The following is a 14,873-nucleotide window of genomic DNA, read 5'->3' as shown; positions in this document are numbered from 1 at the left end:
ACCTTGGTTGGCGCTCCATCGTGTCGACCAAGGTCGACACATACCAAGTCCGCTGCCCGCCGCTCTGGTAGCCGCCAACCTTGGTTGGCGCTCCATCGTGTCGACCAAGGTCGACACCTACCAGGTCCGCTGCCCGCCACTCTGGTAGCCGCCAACCTTGGTTGGCGGTCCGCGTGTCGACCAAGGTCGACACCTACGGGATTCCGGGGAACCGATGCCCCGGTAGGCGTCAACCGTTCCCGGGGAACGCCTGCCGCAGCTCGTCCACCAGCACCCGCTGGTTCTCCGAGTAGTCGATCGGCACCGATACCAGGTGCACCCCACCCTCGTTGAACGCCGCCTCCAGCGTGGGGATGAACTGCTCGATGGCCGTCACCTCATGCCCCTTGCAGCCATAGGCTTCCGCATACTTCACGAAATCCGGGTTACTGAACGTCATGCCGTAGTCGGTGAAGCCATCCACCGCCTGCTTCCAGCGGATCATCCCGTAGGCGCCGTCGTTGAGGATCAGCACCACCAGGTTCAGGCCCAGCCGACGCGCGGTCTCCAGCTCCTGGCTGTTCATCATGAAACCGCCATCGCCGCACACCGCTAACACCCTCCGCTGCGGGTACAGGATCGAGGCCATGATCGCCGACGGCAGGCCCGCGCCCATCGTCGCCAGCGCGTTGTCCAGCAGCAGCGTATTGGCCACCTGGGTGCGGTAATTGCGCGCAAACCAGATCTTGTACATGCCGTTGTCCAGCGCCACGATGCCGTCCGGCGGCATCACCTGGCGCACGTCGTGCACCAGCCGCTGCGGGGTGAATCCAGCTTCCTCGGCTCGGTCAGCCAAGTGTTCCAGAATGGTCGCGCGCAGCGGCAGCAGCGCGTCGGCGTTCGGCACTGCACCTTCGATACGGTCGGCCAACTGGGTCAGCGAACGGCCGATATCACCGATCACTTCCACCTGCGGGAAGTACACCTGCTCCACCGCCGCCTGCGAATAGCCGATATGGATCACGGTCGGCCCACCCGGGCGCATCACGAACGGCGGCTTCTCGGTGACCTCGTGGCCGATCGTCACGATCACGTCGGCCTGGTCGATCGCCATGTGCACGTAGTCGCGCTCGGTCAGCGCGGCGGTGCCCATGTACAGGCCCGAACCACCGGCCACCGCACCCTTGCCCATCTGCGTGGTGAAGAACGGAATGCCGGCACGCAGCACGAACGCCGACAGCGCTTCGCTGGACTGCGGCCGCGACGCCGCCGAGGCGATCATCAGCAGCGGGCGCCTGGCGTTGCGGATGATCTCCGCCGCGCGGTCCAGTGCTTCCGGACTGGCAATGGGACGATCCACCGCGTGCGGCGGAATCAGCGCCACCTCCCCGACCTCATCGGCCGCGATGTCTTCGGGCAGCTCCAGCAGCACCGGGCCCGGGCGCTCTTCCAGCGCGGTACGGAATGCCTCGCGGACGATGGTCGGTATGGTGCGCGCCGAGACGATCTGTCGCGCCTGCTTGGTCAGCGGCTTCATGGTGCTGACGATGTCGACGATCTGGAAACGCGCCTGCTTGCTGGCGACGATGCCCTTTTGGCCGGTGATCATGATCACCGGCCACGCACCCAGCAGCGCGTAGGCGGCGCCGGTGGTGAAGTTGAGCGCGCCCGGGCCGAGCGTGGCCAGGCACACACCCGGCTTGCCGGTCAGCCGGCCATAAGTCGCCGCCATGAACACGGCCGCCTGTTCGTGGCGGGTGATGACCAGCTCGATGCTGGAATGGCGCAGCGACTCGACCACGTCGAGATTCTCTTCGCCGGGAATACCGAAAATACGCTCGACGCCTTCGTTCTCAAGCGCGGCGACGAGCAGATCTGAACCCTTGGACATTGGAATGCCGTCCTTTTCGCTGGACTGATGATGGATCGTTGCAGGAAGGATGGAAGCTGCGCGTCAACGCTTGTCGAACCACACCGTCTGCGCGTTGACGAATTCGCGGATGCCGAAGTGCGAGAGCTCACGGCCGAAGCCGCTCTTCTTCACGCCACCGATCGGCACGCGCGGGTCAGAGGCGGAGAAACCGTTGACGAACACGCCGCCGGTCTGCAGCCGGCGCGCCAGCTGCATCGCACGGGCGCGGTCGCCACTCCACAGGTTGCCGCTGAGGCCGAACTCGCTCTGGTTGGCCAGTTCCACCGCATGGTCGGCGTCGCGGGCGCGGCTGATCGAGGCCACCGGCCCGAACGTTTCGGTGTCGAAGGCCTGCATGCCCGGCTCAACCCCGGCCAGCACGGTGGGTGCATAGAACGCACCCGGACGATCCAGCTGGTGCCCGCCGACCAGCAGCTGCGCACCGGCGTCGACCGAAGCACGTACCTGCGCGTCGAGCTGCTCCAGCAGATCCTGGCGCGCCATCGGGCCGATGCGGTTCGCCGGGTCGCGGCCGTCGCCAATGGTCAGTGCCTGCACCTTCTGGCAGAACTGCGCCACGAAACGATCGTAGACCGCGTCTTCGACGATGATGCGCTTGCCGGCGATGCAGACCTGCCCGGTGTTCTGGAAGCGCGAGGCCACCGCCGCATCGACGGCCGCATCAAGATCGGCATCGGCCAGGACGATGAACGGATCGGAACCGCCCAGTTCCAGCACCACCTTCTTCAGCGCCTTCCCGGCCTGGGCAGCAATGCTGCGACCGGCGGCCACACTGCCGGTCAGGGTCACCGCCGCGATGCGGTCATCGGCGATCGCGCGGCTGGTGCCCTCGCGGCTGATGTTGGCCGCGATGAAGGTGCCCTCCGGCAAGCCGGCATCGCGCCAGGCGGCGTCGAGCAGCTGCGCGGTACCGACGATGTTCTCGGCCGGCTTCAGCAGGAAGCCGTTGCCGCCCATCAGGATCGGCACCGCCGCGCGCATCACCTGCCAGTACGGGAAGTTCCACGGCATGATGCCCAGCACCACGCCCAGCGGCAGGTAGGACACGTAAGCCTTGTCGTCAGGCACCTGGGTCGGTTCGTCGCGCAGGAACTGCGCACCGTGGTCGGCGTACCAGTCGCACAGCACGGCACACTTCTCGATCTCGGCCAGCGATTCGGCCTGCACCTTGCCCATCTCGGCGGTGGCCAGCGCAGCCAGCTTGTCGCGGTCACGGCGCAGTACGCCCGCCATCGCGCGCAACACCTGCGCTCGCTGTTCGAGGCTGCTGGCGCTCCAGGCAGCGAAGCCAGCCTGGCCACGATCGAGGATCGCATCCAGCTCGGCATCGGTGGCGAAGGGATGGCTGGCGATCTGGAGGCCGGTAGCCGGATCGCGGGAAATGGCGGTGGTGGGGGCAGCGGACATGCAGGTCTCCTGGTGTCTCGACAACGGGCGGCGGCCCGTCTCCTGCACAGGAATGTGGACCCGATGGAGGGGCACAACAAGGCGTCTGCTTATCCTGTGACCTGCACTTACCTGCCTGAATGGGGTGGGTTGTCCTGGCAGGGCTGCGCCCTGCACCCGCAGAGGCCAGGGCAACGTCAAGGTCAAAGGCCTGCATTCCGTGGGACGGCGGGATGGGTCCGGTTGCGGGGGACGGCGCAAGTACGTCCATGTAGCCTCGGTCGCGCCATCCATGGCGCTCACGCCCCCGCAACCGGACCCACCCCGCCTTCGACAGATTTCCGCGATCTGTCGGAAATGCTCTTGGGGTCAGATCCGTTTTCCGTAGGAAAACGGATCTGACCCCGGAATTTCTTTCGATATCTGACAGATGTGTCGACCAAGGTCGACACCTACCAACAACCGCGCGAAATCTGTCAGAGGCGGGGCGGTGTGGGTTGGCAGGACCGTTGGCGCCATGGATGGCGCCATCGAGCCCCCATGGACGGGTTTACGGCGTGTCCTGCCAACCCACACCGCCCCGCCATCCCACGGAATGCCCGCTGTTGCTGTTGCCGTTGCTTCAGCCTCTGCAGGTGCAGGGCTGCAAGCCCTGCCGAACACCCCCCTACCTACGCGGCAGGTAGGTCACCAGGGAAAGGTCGTGCCGGCTCTCCGGCACCAGCGCCACGTACTGCAGGTCCAGCAACCCGCGCGTGGGATGGTTCAGCTTCTTCGCACCTTCATCGAACCGACGCACGTCGTGCTCCGGCCACCACTGGCGAAACTCCTCGCTGTGCGCCGCGATGTCCTCGACCAGTGCCAGGAACGGGGCCTTGTCCGGCGCCTGCGCCATCGCCGCGCGGAAGCCTGCCAGCAGGCCGCGGGTCATTTCTTCCCAGTTGAGGATCAGCGTGCGGTACGGCGGGTACAGGAACATCAGCCGCAGCGTGTTGCGCTCATGCGGCGCCAGCTGGCTGTAGTCCACGAACAGATCGGCGATGGCCGGGTTCCAGGCCAGGATGTCGAAGCGGGTGTTGCGCACGTAGGCCGGGATCGGCTGCATGGCCTCGACCAGCTGGCGCAGGCCATCGGTCACTGTCTCATCGGGAGATTCCAGTGGCACACCGTAGCCGGACAGCGCGAACGCATAGGCGCGTTCGTCGTCACTCATTCGCAGTACCTGCGCCAAGCGCTCAAGCACCTCCGGCGAAGCGCGCACTTCGCGGCCCTGTTCGATCCAGGTGTACCAGCTGACGCTGACGCCGATCGCCAGTGCGACTTCCTCCCGCTTCAGGCCCGGGGTGCGCCGGCGCCCGGCCGGGAGGCCGAGCGTGGCAGGATCGACACGGGCGCGGCAGGCCTTGAGGAAGCCGCCGAGTTCCTTGCGTTCACTTTCGCTGCGCATCATCGCCCTCCATCACGGAGGGTGATGATATCCGCGCAGGCACGTCGATCAGGCATCGACGCGCTTGGAGCCCACGGCCAGGCCGGCCTTCAGGCTGGCTTCGACGAACTCGTCCAGGTCGCCGTCGAGCACCTTCTGCGTATCCGAACGCTCGATGCCGGTGCGCAGGTCCTTGATACGGCTCTGGTCGAGCACGTAATTGCGGATCTGGCTGCCCCAGCCGATGTCGGACTTGGTGGCTTCCACCGCGTCCTTTTCGGCGTTGCGCTTCTGGATCTCCAGCTCGTACAGCTTGGCGGCCAGCATCTTCATCGCGTTGTCGCGGTTCTGGTGCTGGCTGCGGCCGGTCTGGCAGGCCACGACGATGTTGGTCGGGATGTGGGTGATACGCACCGCCGACTCGGTCTTGTTCACGTGCTGGCCACCGGCACCGGACGAACGGTACACGTCGGTCCGCAGGTCGGCCGGGTTGATGGTGATGTCGATGTTGTCATCGATTTCCGGCGACACGAACACCGAGGTGAAACTGGTGTGGCGTCGGTTGTCCGAGTCGAACGGCGACTTGCGCACCAGGCGGTGCACGCCGGTCTCGGTCTTCAGCCAGCCGTAGGCATAGTCGCCTTCCACGCGCAGCGTGGCCGACTTGATGCCGGCGACGTCGCCACCGGAGACTTCCATCAGCTCGGTCTTCCAGCCGCGCGATTCACACCAGCGCAGGTACATGCGCAGCAGGATCTCGGCCCAGTCCTGGGCTTCGGTGCCACCGGCACCGGCCTGGATGTCGACGAACGCGGCAGCATTGTCCATCTCGCCGGAGAACATGCGCTGGAACTCCAGCTTCTCCACGTGCGATTGGTGCTTGTCCAGGTCGGCGACCACGGCCAGTGCGGTGTCCTCGTCCTGCTCGGACTCGGCCAGCTCAAGCAGTTCGGTGGCATCAGCCAGGCCGTCCAGCACCGAGGCGATGCCGCCCACGGTCTTTTCCAGGCTGGAACGTTCACGGCCCAGGTTCTGGGCGTATTCGGCGTTGTTCCAGACGTCGGGGCTTTCCAGCTCCCGCGTTACTTCTTCAAGACGCTCTTTCTTGGCGTCGTAGTCAAAGATACCCCCGAAGCGACAGCACGCGATCGGTCAGATCGGTGATGCGCTGGCGGACAGGATTCAGTTCGATCATGTCGGCGGTTATGCATTCAAAAGATGACTGGTAATGATACCGCAGGCCGGGGATGCCCGGAATGAGGGACTCACCCTGCCCCCAGCGCCTGCCGCAGCAGCGGTAGCTGGCGCCGGCTGCAGGGCACCTTCGCCCCGTCGGCCATGTGCAGCAGGGCCTCGCCGCCGTCCAGCGGCTCGATCGAGCGCAGCTGGCCGCGATGGATCAGCCAGCTGCGGTGCGGGCGCAGGAACTCGCCCGGGTCCAGCCGCTGTTCCAGTACCGCCATGGTGATCCGCAGCGGGTAGTCGTGGCCGCGTACCCGCAGGTTCACGTAGTTCCCCGCCGCCTGGGCGTACTCCACGTCGGCGGTGGCGACCAGGAACTCCTTGCCCAGCTTGCGCACCAGGAAGTGCTGGGGGCGCTCGACCGGTTCCACCGGCGGGCCGACATCGGGCTCGGCCAGCAGGCTCGCCTCACCCTGCCGGCGCCGGCCAAACCAGCTGGCAAAGTGCTCCAGTGCCACGAACATCGCAAACGTGCGTACATCCTTCAGGTATTCGTACGCAAAACGCTCCAGCCAGCCGGCATCGTCCTGGTACCGATAGCCCAGCGCTCGATAGGCCAGGTGCCGCAGCAGCATCATCCCCACCACGTGCAGCAGCGACCAGCCGACGCTGGCCAGCAGATACAGCGGCAATCGCTGCTTCCAGGTATCGGCATGCAGCGGCCAACGCTCGCAGGCCCGCCACAGCAGCGGCAGGGTCAGCAGGATCGGGACGAGGCTGCTGAACTCCCAGATCATCGGCTCCCACAAACCCAGATCGGCACCACGGCGAGCGGCATCCATCACTTCCACCAACGCATTGGTCACTGCTGAAGCGGACAGGATGGCCGCCCATACCAGCAGGCGGGTTGACGTGCGCCAGCGCGGTGGTCGGCCCTGGGTCATTGCTGCATCCATGTCGTTGCGATGCTCCAGCCTGCCTCAAGGGACCGAGGGTAGCGGCTCCATTGGTCCCACCACCCCCGCCATTGGTCACTGCGCGGCTTCCGGCGGCCCCTTGGAAGTCGCTGCTCGGACCGGGCGGCGTCACCTTGGCTCGACTCTCCGGCACACCACCCCCATGACCCGACGCCACGACATCGACGCCCTGCGCGTGTTCGCCTTCGCCCTGCTGATCCTCTATCACACCGCCATGGCCTATGTGGACGACTGGGGCTTCCACCTCAAGAGCGTGCACACGGCCGAATGGCTGCAGTGGCCGATGGTGTTCGTCAATCGCTGGCGGATGTCATTGCTGTTCCTGATCTCGGGCATCGCCATCGCACTGATGCGACCCGAAGGCAGGTTGCTGCGCTTCGCCGGCCTGCGTACCTGGAAGCTGCTGTTGCCCCTGCTGTTCGGCATGTTCGTGATCGTACCCATCCAGCCGTACTGCGAAGGCGTGGCCAACGGCCATGTAGCGCCGGGCTTCGGCCACTTCCTGCTGCGCTACTGGCAGGTGCGGCCCTGGCCGGAAGGCAGCTTCGCCGGCTGGCAGTACGGCATCACCTGGAACCACCTGTGGTACCTGGTCTACCTGTGGAACTACACCCTGGCGCTGGCCCTGTTGATGCCATTGCTGGGAACGACAGTGGTGCGCGGCGCGATGGCACGCGTTGCAGCCTCGCCCGCGCTGCTGATCGGCATTCCGTTCGCCCTGTTGCTGGCCTGGGTGATCTGGCTGGAGCCGATCTATCCGTCCACCAATGCCCTGCTCGGCGACTGGTACCAGCACGCGAAGTACGCCACGGTATTCCTGGCCGGCTACCTGCTGGGTCGCGAGCCACTGTTCTGGGAACGGGTGGTGGCTTTGCGCCGCACCACGCTGTGGCTGGCGCTGGCTGCGGTCGGCTGGTACATGGGCCTGCGCATCCTTGGCCAGGTGCTGGCGGCCGATTCCCCCCTGCGGCAATGGCCCGAACCGTTCTGGGACCTGCAGGTCCGGACCAGCCAGTCGCTGTACGTATGGACCGCGCTGCTGGCCATCCTGGGCTGGGGAAAGGTCTTCCTTGATCGCCCGTTCCGCTGGCTGCGGTACTGCACCGAGGCCATCTATCCCTGGTACATGCTGCACCAGAGCCTGATCATCGTGCTGTTGTTCTGGCTCAAGCCACTGCAACTGGGCCCGTGGATGGAACCGGCCCTGCTGCTGGCCGGTACCATCGGCGGCTGCCTGCTGATCCACGAGCTGCTGATCCGCCGCTCGCGCTGGCTGCGGCCGCTGTTCGGCCTCCGTGCCGATCCGCCAGCGTCGCCGATTGCACGCGCCGCAACGGCGCGCTGAGTTCGGTGCCGTTGTAGAGCCGAGCCCTCGCTCGGCTGCTTCTGTCGTGAGCCGAGCATGGGCTCGGCTCTACCCGTCCACCAACCGATAATCCGCCAATGTCAGCACCTACGCGTATGGCAACAGCGCAATGAGGACAACGGATGTTCCAGACCCATTGGCACCTGTGGCTGCAGCAGACCTTCGACGCCGGCGGGATGCTGTCGCTGATGCACTTCATCAGCCTGTTCGGCTACGAAATGGCCTACACGGCGCTGATCCTGCTATGCGCGTTCGGCGCACGGCTGCGCGCCGGATTGTGCGTAATGCTGGCGGTACTGCTGATGGCCTGCGCCACCCACGCGATCAAGCAGGGTGCCGCCCTGCCCCGCCCGTCGGATGTGGATGCGCGCGTGCTGGATGAAGGGGTGCCGTCGCACCCCTTCGTGGTCAACGGCGGCGGACAATCGTTCTGGTCACTGCCCGATGCGCAGTCCACCGCCATGCTGCGCGCGCAGCCCGACGCCGACTATGGCTTCAACAGTGGCCATGTGGGCGTGGCCACCGCTGCCTGCGTCGGCCTGCTGCTGGCCTTCGGCATTCGCCGACGCTGGCTGCGCTGGACGTTGGCGCTGGGCTGGCCGCTGCTGATGGCGCTGTCACGGATGTACCTGGGCCGGCATTTCCTGGCCGACGTGGTGGGCGGATGGCTGATCGGCATCGGCGTGGCTCTGTTGGCATGGCAGCTGATGCCAGGGATGCGCTCAAGCAGACAGTGGCAGCTGCCGGTCCTGTTGGGGCTTGGCGTGCTGCTGGCGTGGGCGGCAGCGACCACCCGCTTCGTTCCAGTTGGTGAAGCCGGACGACTGCTCGCGCTGGGCCTGCTGGTGGCGTGGCTGCAATGGCGCGGCTGGCCGGTGGATCCGAAGAACATCGTGCAGCGGGGGTTGCGCGTGCTGGCTGTGGTGGTGATCTATCTACTGGCACGGCCGTTGATCGATCTGTTCGCCGCGGCCATTCCGCTGCCTGATGTACCGGCGACCGAAGTGCTGTGGCAGACCGTTGGCACGCTGTTGATCCTCGGTGGCGGTGTGGCACTGGCGCGGTGGATGCAGTGGATTCCGCATGGGGTCTCCAAGGTCTGAGACTAACCCTACCTGTTGGTTACCTTCACGGCATTTGCAACTATTCGCATTGGATGTTCCCAAGAACCTTGCGATTCTCCCTGGTCGCCTTCCAGACGGAAGTGGACCTTTGCCCTGGAGACCTGCAATGGATCAATCCGACATCAATATGCTGGCCGCCTTCATTGAATCAGAGGAGGCTGCGCTTGCTGAAGAACGTCAGGGCGACTTCTATCCGAGTTATCACTATCAACTCGCGGCACTCGCACCAAGGGCTGGTAACGGCCTGCCCCAGGATATGCTGCAACGCTTCTACTTCCATTGGCTGCGAGTGGGAGACTGGAAGGTCGCAGGACTTCCGCAGAGAGACTTTCCCATCCTTGTTGCCGCGTACCAGGAGCTCACGAAGCTCCCTGTGGGCTACGACACACGCCAGCCAGGCCTCAGCCTCCCGCATCTCTTCTGCTTCGGCTTCAATGAACATGGCGAGCTGCCAAGCGGTGTGGTTACCAATGCCGCGGATCTGAAACAGCGCACGCGTCTGGTGGAGCACTGCAGGAAGTACCAGTCGTTCCAGGCCCAGCGAGAGAAGGTCGATAAATTTCTGCCATATCGCCCATTTGCGCGAACCATTCTCGAGACAGCTCGGTTCCTGCAACACGATATCAAGGGTATGGGTCGAATCCTCTATTGGGGCATGGCGCTCATTGCACTGCTCGATGAGGACACACGCATCCAGATGACAAACGACCTGATAGCCAGGAACTGGCCCGAAGACAGGGAACGCGGCCATGTGCTCTCCCTGCTTCATCACACCGCCGAGGCGACCCGGCCCCATTGCGCAGCGGACGCCGAGTTCGACGTTCTCTGCGAACATCTGGCGCAGCTGCACGACACCCGGATCATGACGGGCGACGCAGTCCAGTTGGCGCAGCGGGAGGGCTGGCACGTTGACAACATCCGTGATTGGAATGCCAGCATCACCCTCTATCACGGAGGTGAGTACAGCAGCGAGCCGGGGCATCCCCGGATCAGACTTGATCTCAACAGCTGGCCTGATACCCCTTGGTCAATCAATCTGAGCGTCGGCAATGGCTCCTACGTCGCCTACCGGGACGAACCCACCAGCAATGATTTCCAATTGCCGCCAATCATCGGCGCCACGCTTGATCATTTCCCTGAATGGGTCAAGCAGATAAACGCACGACTAGGAATCAATCTGGTTCCAGGCACTGGCTCAGCTGCATCTGCCTACAAGAATCGTACGTTGGCTAGGCAACTCGACGCATGGATGCGCGGGAAATAGCAGCAGGATTGCGTCGTATAGAGCCGAGCATGGGCTCGGCTCTACCTTGAGGCAGTCGAGCAAGCTCGACTCTACAAAAGCCCGGGATCGATCATTTCACCTCGAACTCGCCAACCAGCACAGTCTCGGCACGATCCTTCAGCCGCATCGTGACCATCTGGTCCTTCTGCTTCGGCGTGCCCCAGTGCGTGGTCAGGCGCAGCATCAGGGTCGTCGCACCGGTCACCAGCTGCTGGCGGCTGCCGAAGTAGTTGGCCTCCACCTTGTACTTGCCGGGCTTGGCGTTGCGCAGCGAGAACTGCTCGGGACCATAGCCACCAGTGAAGTCCTGCGACATCTGCCCACCCTGATAGGTCAGGCGGTTGCCGTAGTACGCGCGCTCGCCGTTCGGGTCGGTCACCCACAGGTCCATGTCGCTGTTGTCGGCATCCCACGACAGCACCACGCGCAGGTCCAGCGGCATCGCCTGCAGCAGGCGCGGGTCGATGCTGCGGGTATCCAGCCGTGGCGTGCTGCGTGCCACCAGGTTGTTCAGCTCATCCAGCGCGATCAGGGCGATGCCGTCGAAGCGGTTGTCCCACGGCCGCACCACCACCTGGTACAGCGGCGCCAACGCCTGCTGCGGCTTGCCCGCAGCCGCCAGTGCCAGGCCAAGATCGCGGAAGCTCTGCGGTTCTTCCTGGCCCATCGCCAGCACCTGCTCGAACACCGGAACCGCCAGTGCCGGCGCGTCGGCCTGCATCAACCGGTAGCCGAGCACGCGCAGCAAGTGGCGGTTGTCCAGATCCATCTCGGCCAGGTTCGACAGCACACGCAGTGCCAGGTCGCGCTGACCCTGCTCCAGCAACAGGTCGGCCACGTCGAGGAAGAATGCGCTGCTATCGGCGTGTGCATCGCGCTCGGCCAGATAGCGGTCATAGAGCTGCGACGCCGGGCCCTGGCGCAGGCGCCGGGCGATGGCCGAATCCGGCTGCCACGCCGCCAGCTGGATGCCGAGCTCCCCATTGTTGGCGGCAGCGGGCGCAGCGACACGACCACCAGTGACCGTGATTGAATCCAGGGCCTTGTTCGATGCGGACGCTGAGCGACGTGCACGCGCGCTGCTGGCTTCCATGCGCTGCTCGGCAGCTGCGGCCATCGGTGCCGGCGCGGGCGGTGCCGCGGGGGCCGGCGCAGCGAGCATCGCCACCGGCGCCGAGTCCATCGCGTAGTCCGCGGATGCAACTTCCAGCGCCCCGCCCTTCAACTGCGGAGGCGCTCCCTTCGGCCAGCTTCGGTTCCACCACTGCTGGCGCTCCTTCCAACGTGCCGCCACTTCATCCAGACGCCGGCGATCAGCAGCGGCGCGATCACTTACCTGCACTGCAAACCTGGCGTCGTACTCGGCGCGCAGCTTGCCCGAAGGGCGGATCGCGTAGCGCAGGTAGTCCTCCAGGGTTTCCAGCACGATCAGCGAGGTATCCGGTCCGACCAGGCCGAACTGCTGCGACAGCAGTTGCATTGCCTCGCGGTTGCCTCGGCGGTCGGCGCCGAGTTGCTGCAGACGGGCCTGCGCCCACAAGCCGGCCAGCAGTTCACCGTCGTCACTCTTCTGCGTTGCCGGCAGCGCCTGCCATTCACCGCCGCCCACGCGCACCCGCATCGGCACGCCGTCCGCCGCAAGGCGGGCATGCAGCCATAGCCAGCCTTCGGCCTCGCTGCGACGATCGATCACAACATCCTGTACGCCACGGCCCGCATCGACCTGCACATCCAACGGCGACGACAGCAGTTCGCGAGCGGCCGCATCAACATCCTTGCCCAGCGCGACAAAGCGACCGCCATGCGCTTCGCTCCAGCCGCGCAGGCGCACTGCATCGGTTCGCGCACCAGCACTGCTGACCGCGAACAGGCGCTGCTGCGGTGCGAGTGCTGGCAATGCTTCCGGTCCATAGGTCAGCAGGCCATCGCTGACCAGCAGGTATTCCTTCACGCTCGGTTGCGGCTGCCACTGCGCCAGCGCGCTGGCACCGTCAGGGCGTACGGCCTGCAGTGCTGCACGCAGCTCGCTCCAGTTGCCTGCACGGACACGGAAGCGACGCATCGGTTCGGCGCGGTCGCGCAGCACGGTCAATGCGACCGTGCCGTCACCCATCGCGGCGAAATAGCGATCCAGCAGGGCGAACTCACGTGTACGGTCGCGCTGGCCCGCCGAACCGGAGCCATCCCACAGCAGGCCGATCTCGCTGGGCAACGTGCGGGGCGTGCTGCTGGGCGACACCGGCAGCTGCGCCAACAGGTAGTGCCCGTCCTGCCAGGGCGCCACCTGCACCTGCGCCTGACGTGCTGCGGGCAGGCTCCACTGCAGCTGCGACGGCAACTGCGCGCCCTTTCCCTGCCACTGCAGCCGGCCCGCGCTGATGCGGAATGGCGCCGTACCCGCGGCGGTCGCGCCGGGGGCCTGCAGCTTCAGTTCAACCGAGGCTGCACCGGCGGCGAACTGCAGCGGCAGCGTCCACTGCCAGCCCTGGCCAGCGAAGGCCAGCGGTTCGCGAATCACCAGCTGCACGCGTCGGCTGCCACCGGCCGGCAGCGGATAGATACGCAGGCGGAACTGGTTGCCAGCGGTCTGTTCCAGCAGGCCCGGATCGACACCGCGGCGGGCGATTTCCTCGAACACCTGGCGGCCACGGTCCTTGGGCACTGGCACGGCGTCGCGCAGTTCACCGTTGATGTCAAGTGCGAAGCCGCTGATCTGCTGGCCATCGGCCAACGGGAACTGCAGTTCGCCCTCCAGCACGCGCCGGTTCGGATTGTGGAACTCCAGCGTGATCCGGGTCTGGGCGATGCCGGCCTGGACCTCGCCTTCAATGCGGGCACGCTGCAGCTGCACCGGCTGTTCGGCGGCGGGCGCAATCAACAGCGGGGTGGTGGCTTGCGACCTGGCAATACGTGGCGACTGAGCGCCGACAGGCCCAGCCGCGAGGGCCAGCAACAACACAGCGCAGCAACGGACGAAGACCATGACAGGGCTCCAGTGGGATCGTGGACATTTGAACGCATGGACAGCCGGAATGGGGTTGGACCGTGCGCGGCTTTTCTTTGCCCCCACCCACAGGCACCATTCCTTACGCTCCCACACGCGCAAGGATGCCGATGCGATTGCCCCTGCTGGCCACTCTGTTGGCACTGGCCTGCCCCCTGACGGCCCTTGCTGCGGCTCCGGCCAAAAGCCTGTATTTCCAGCACCACGACTGGGTCGTGGCCTGTGACAACACCTTGACCTGCCGCGCCGCCGGCTACGCCACCGACGATGACAGCACCCTGAGTGTGCTGCTCACCCGCAAGGGCGGCCCGGGCCAGGCCATCCAGAGCCGCCTGACGCTGCAGCCGGAAGAAGGCCAGACCCAGCCCAAGGGCGCACTGCATCTGCGCATCCAGCAGCAGGATCTGGGCGTTCTGGCAACCGCAAAGGGCGAAGGCACGCACAACTTGAATGCCGCTCAGACCAGCGCACTGTTGTCCGCACTGGTACGCGATGGAGGAATCAGCGTGACCGATGGCGCTGGCCATCGCTGGCCGCTGTCGGACAAGGGTGCCGCAGCGGTACTGCTGAAGATCGATGAGTACCAGGGCCGCCTCGGCACGCCCGGCGCCGTGATGCGCAAGGGCAGCACGCCTGAATCCAGCGTCCCCGCCGCACTGCCGGTGCCGGTTGTGCGCAAGGCCGCCACCCTGGACTCGACCCCGGACGACCCGGCGTTCGCGCGGCTGGCCGCCTCACCCGCCCTGCGCGCAGCACTGCGTGCCACGCTGGAGGACGACAGCTGCGAAGGCCTTCAGGAAACCGACGCCGACGTTCCGCTCAGCAACTCCCCGCTGCAGGTCCGGCGCCTGGACGCGCAGCATGTGCTGGTCACGGTCCCGTGTTGGCGCGGGGCCTACAACATCGGCGATGGCTATTGGGTCGCGCGCCCGCAGGCGCCGTTCCAGGCGCAATGGGTGACCAGCGATGCGATCGACTACGCCGACGGCCAGATCATTGCCGCGCAGAAGGGCCGCGGCCTCGCTGACTGCATGTCGCACGCAGCCTGGACGTGGGACGGGACGAACTTCATCGCGACGTCCGAGGTGGCACCGGGTCTATGCCGGGGCGTACCCGGTGGCACTTGGGAACTGCCGATGCTGGTCAGCGAGGTCCGCTGACGCCACAGAAAAAGGGGACGGAGGGGATTAAGTCGCAAGTGGCAAACAAGG

At 65.7% G+C, this 14,873-nt stretch carries 10 protein-coding genes; 4 read left to right on the top strand and 6 right to left on the bottom strand.

From position 1 onward, the window contains the following. Positions 1–229 precede the first annotated feature (229 nt). From MG068_RS09790 to MG068_RS09770, 5 genes are all read right to left on the bottom strand, one after another. Positions 230–1,870, bottom strand: coding sequence for an acetolactate synthase large subunit (locus MG068_RS09790; protein WP_132810043.1), 1,641 nt, complete (start codon positions 1,868–1,870; stop codon positions 230–232). Positions 1,871–1,933: 63 nt separating this feature from the next. Continuing rightward, positions 1,934–3,319 (bottom strand): NAD-dependent succinate-semialdehyde dehydrogenase, encoded by a 1,386-nt coding sequence (locus tag MG068_RS09785; RefSeq protein ID WP_132810042.1) that lies wholly within the window; start codon positions 3,317–3,319, stop codon positions 1,934–1,936. Positions 3,320–3,965: 646 nt separating this feature from the next. Further along, positions 3,966–4,748 (bottom strand): helix-turn-helix transcriptional regulator, encoded by a 783-nt coding sequence (locus MG068_RS09780; protein WP_132810041.1) that lies wholly within the window; start codon positions 4,746–4,748, stop codon positions 3,966–3,968. Positions 4,749–4,793: 45 nt separating this feature from the next. After that, positions 4,794–5,919, bottom strand: a protein-coding gene (gene prfB / locus MG068_RS09775) for a peptide chain release factor 2 (protein WP_097048047.1) whose coding sequence is annotated in 2 segments (ribosomal slippage) — positions 4,794–5,843 and positions 5,845–5,919 — 1,125 coding nt in all. Because the reading frame shifts where the segments join, the coding sequence is not laid out codon by codon here. 70 nt (positions 5,920–5,989) lie between these two features. Beyond that, positions 5,990–6,850 carry a LytTR family DNA-binding domain-containing protein gene (locus tag MG068_RS09770; protein ID WP_132810040.1) on the bottom strand — a complete coding sequence of 287 codons (861 nt, stop codon included), beginning with the start codon at positions 6,848–6,850 and terminating at the stop codon, positions 5,990–5,992. 175 nt (positions 6,851–7,025) lie between these two features. On the opposite strand from MG068_RS09770, the gene MG068_RS09765 reads away from it, so the two are divergent. The 3 genes from MG068_RS09765 to MG068_RS09755 all read left to right on the top strand — a co-directional run bounded on the left by MG068_RS09765 (position 7,026) and on the right by MG068_RS09755 (position 10,637). Further along, complete coding sequence (locus MG068_RS09765) at positions 7,026–8,228, top strand: acyltransferase family protein (RefSeq protein WP_132810039.1); 1,203 nt, start codon at positions 7,026–7,028, stop codon at positions 8,226–8,228. Positions 8,229–8,371: 143 nt separating this feature from the next. Continuing rightward, complete coding sequence (locus MG068_RS09760) at positions 8,372–9,352, top strand: phosphatase PAP2 family protein (protein ID WP_132810038.1); 981 nt, start codon at positions 8,372–8,374, stop codon at positions 9,350–9,352. 127 nt (positions 9,353–9,479) lie between these two features. Next, on the top strand, positions 9,480–10,637 hold the full coding sequence (locus MG068_RS09755) for a hypothetical protein (protein WP_107432699.1): 1,158 nt from the start codon (positions 9,480–9,482) through the stop codon (positions 10,635–10,637). A gap of 91 nt (positions 10,638–10,728) precedes the next feature. On the opposite strand, the gene MG068_RS09750 is transcribed toward MG068_RS09755, so the two are convergent. Continuing rightward, entirely contained in the window at positions 10,729–13,641 is a 2,913-nt protein-coding gene (locus tag MG068_RS09750) for a DUF2135 domain-containing protein (RefSeq protein ID WP_132810037.1), read from the bottom strand. A gap of 131 nt (positions 13,642–13,772) precedes the next feature. Between MG068_RS09750 and MG068_RS09745 the strand changes: the two genes are divergently transcribed. Further along, a complete protein-coding gene (locus tag MG068_RS09745) occupies positions 13,773–14,822 on the top strand; it encodes a DUF1176 domain-containing protein (protein WP_132810036.1) in 1,050 nt (349 codons plus the stop codon). The last annotated feature ends 51 nt before the right edge of the window (positions 14,823–14,873 follow it).

The sequence above is a fragment of the Stenotrophomonas sp. ASS1 genome (genome assembly GCF_004346925.1).
GTDB classification, from domain to species: domain Bacteria; phylum Pseudomonadota; class Gammaproteobacteria; order Xanthomonadales; family Xanthomonadaceae; genus Stenotrophomonas; species Stenotrophomonas maltophilia_A.
The sequence above is the reverse complement of the archived record's forward strand: the minus strand, read 5'-3'. Positions and strand labels throughout refer to the sequence as shown.

Coding starts and splice junctions, on each gene's coding strand:
- MG068_RS09770 (WP_132810040.1), bottom strand. CDS start 6,850: ATGACCCAGGGCCGACCACCGCGCTGGCGCACGTCAACCCGCCTGCTG.
- MG068_RS09745 (WP_132810036.1), top strand. CDS start 13,773: ATGCGATTGCCCCTGCTGGCCACTCTGTTGGCACTGGCCTGCCCCCTG.
- MG068_RS09785 (WP_132810042.1), bottom strand. CDS start 3,319: ATGTCCGCTGCCCCCACCACCGCCATTTCCCGCGATCCGGCTACCGGC.
- MG068_RS09765 (WP_132810039.1), top strand. CDS start 7,026: ATGACCCGACGCCACGACATCGACGCCCTGCGCGTGTTCGCCTTCGCC.
- MG068_RS09755 (WP_107432699.1), top strand. CDS start 9,480: ATGGATCAATCCGACATCAATATGCTGGCCGCCTTCATTGAATCAGAG.
- MG068_RS09760 (WP_132810038.1), top strand. CDS start 8,372: ATGTTCCAGACCCATTGGCACCTGTGGCTGCAGCAGACCTTCGACGCC.
- MG068_RS09750 (WP_132810037.1), bottom strand. CDS start 13,641: ATGGTCTTCGTCCGTTGCTGCGCTGTGTTGTTGCTGGCCCTCGCGGCT.
- MG068_RS09780 (WP_132810041.1), bottom strand. CDS start 4,748: ATGATGCGCAGCGAAAGTGAACGCAAGGAACTCGGCGGCTTCCTCAAG.
- MG068_RS09790 (WP_132810043.1), bottom strand. CDS start 1,870: ATGTCCAAGGGTTCAGATCTGCTCGTCGCCGCGCTTGAGAACGAAGGC.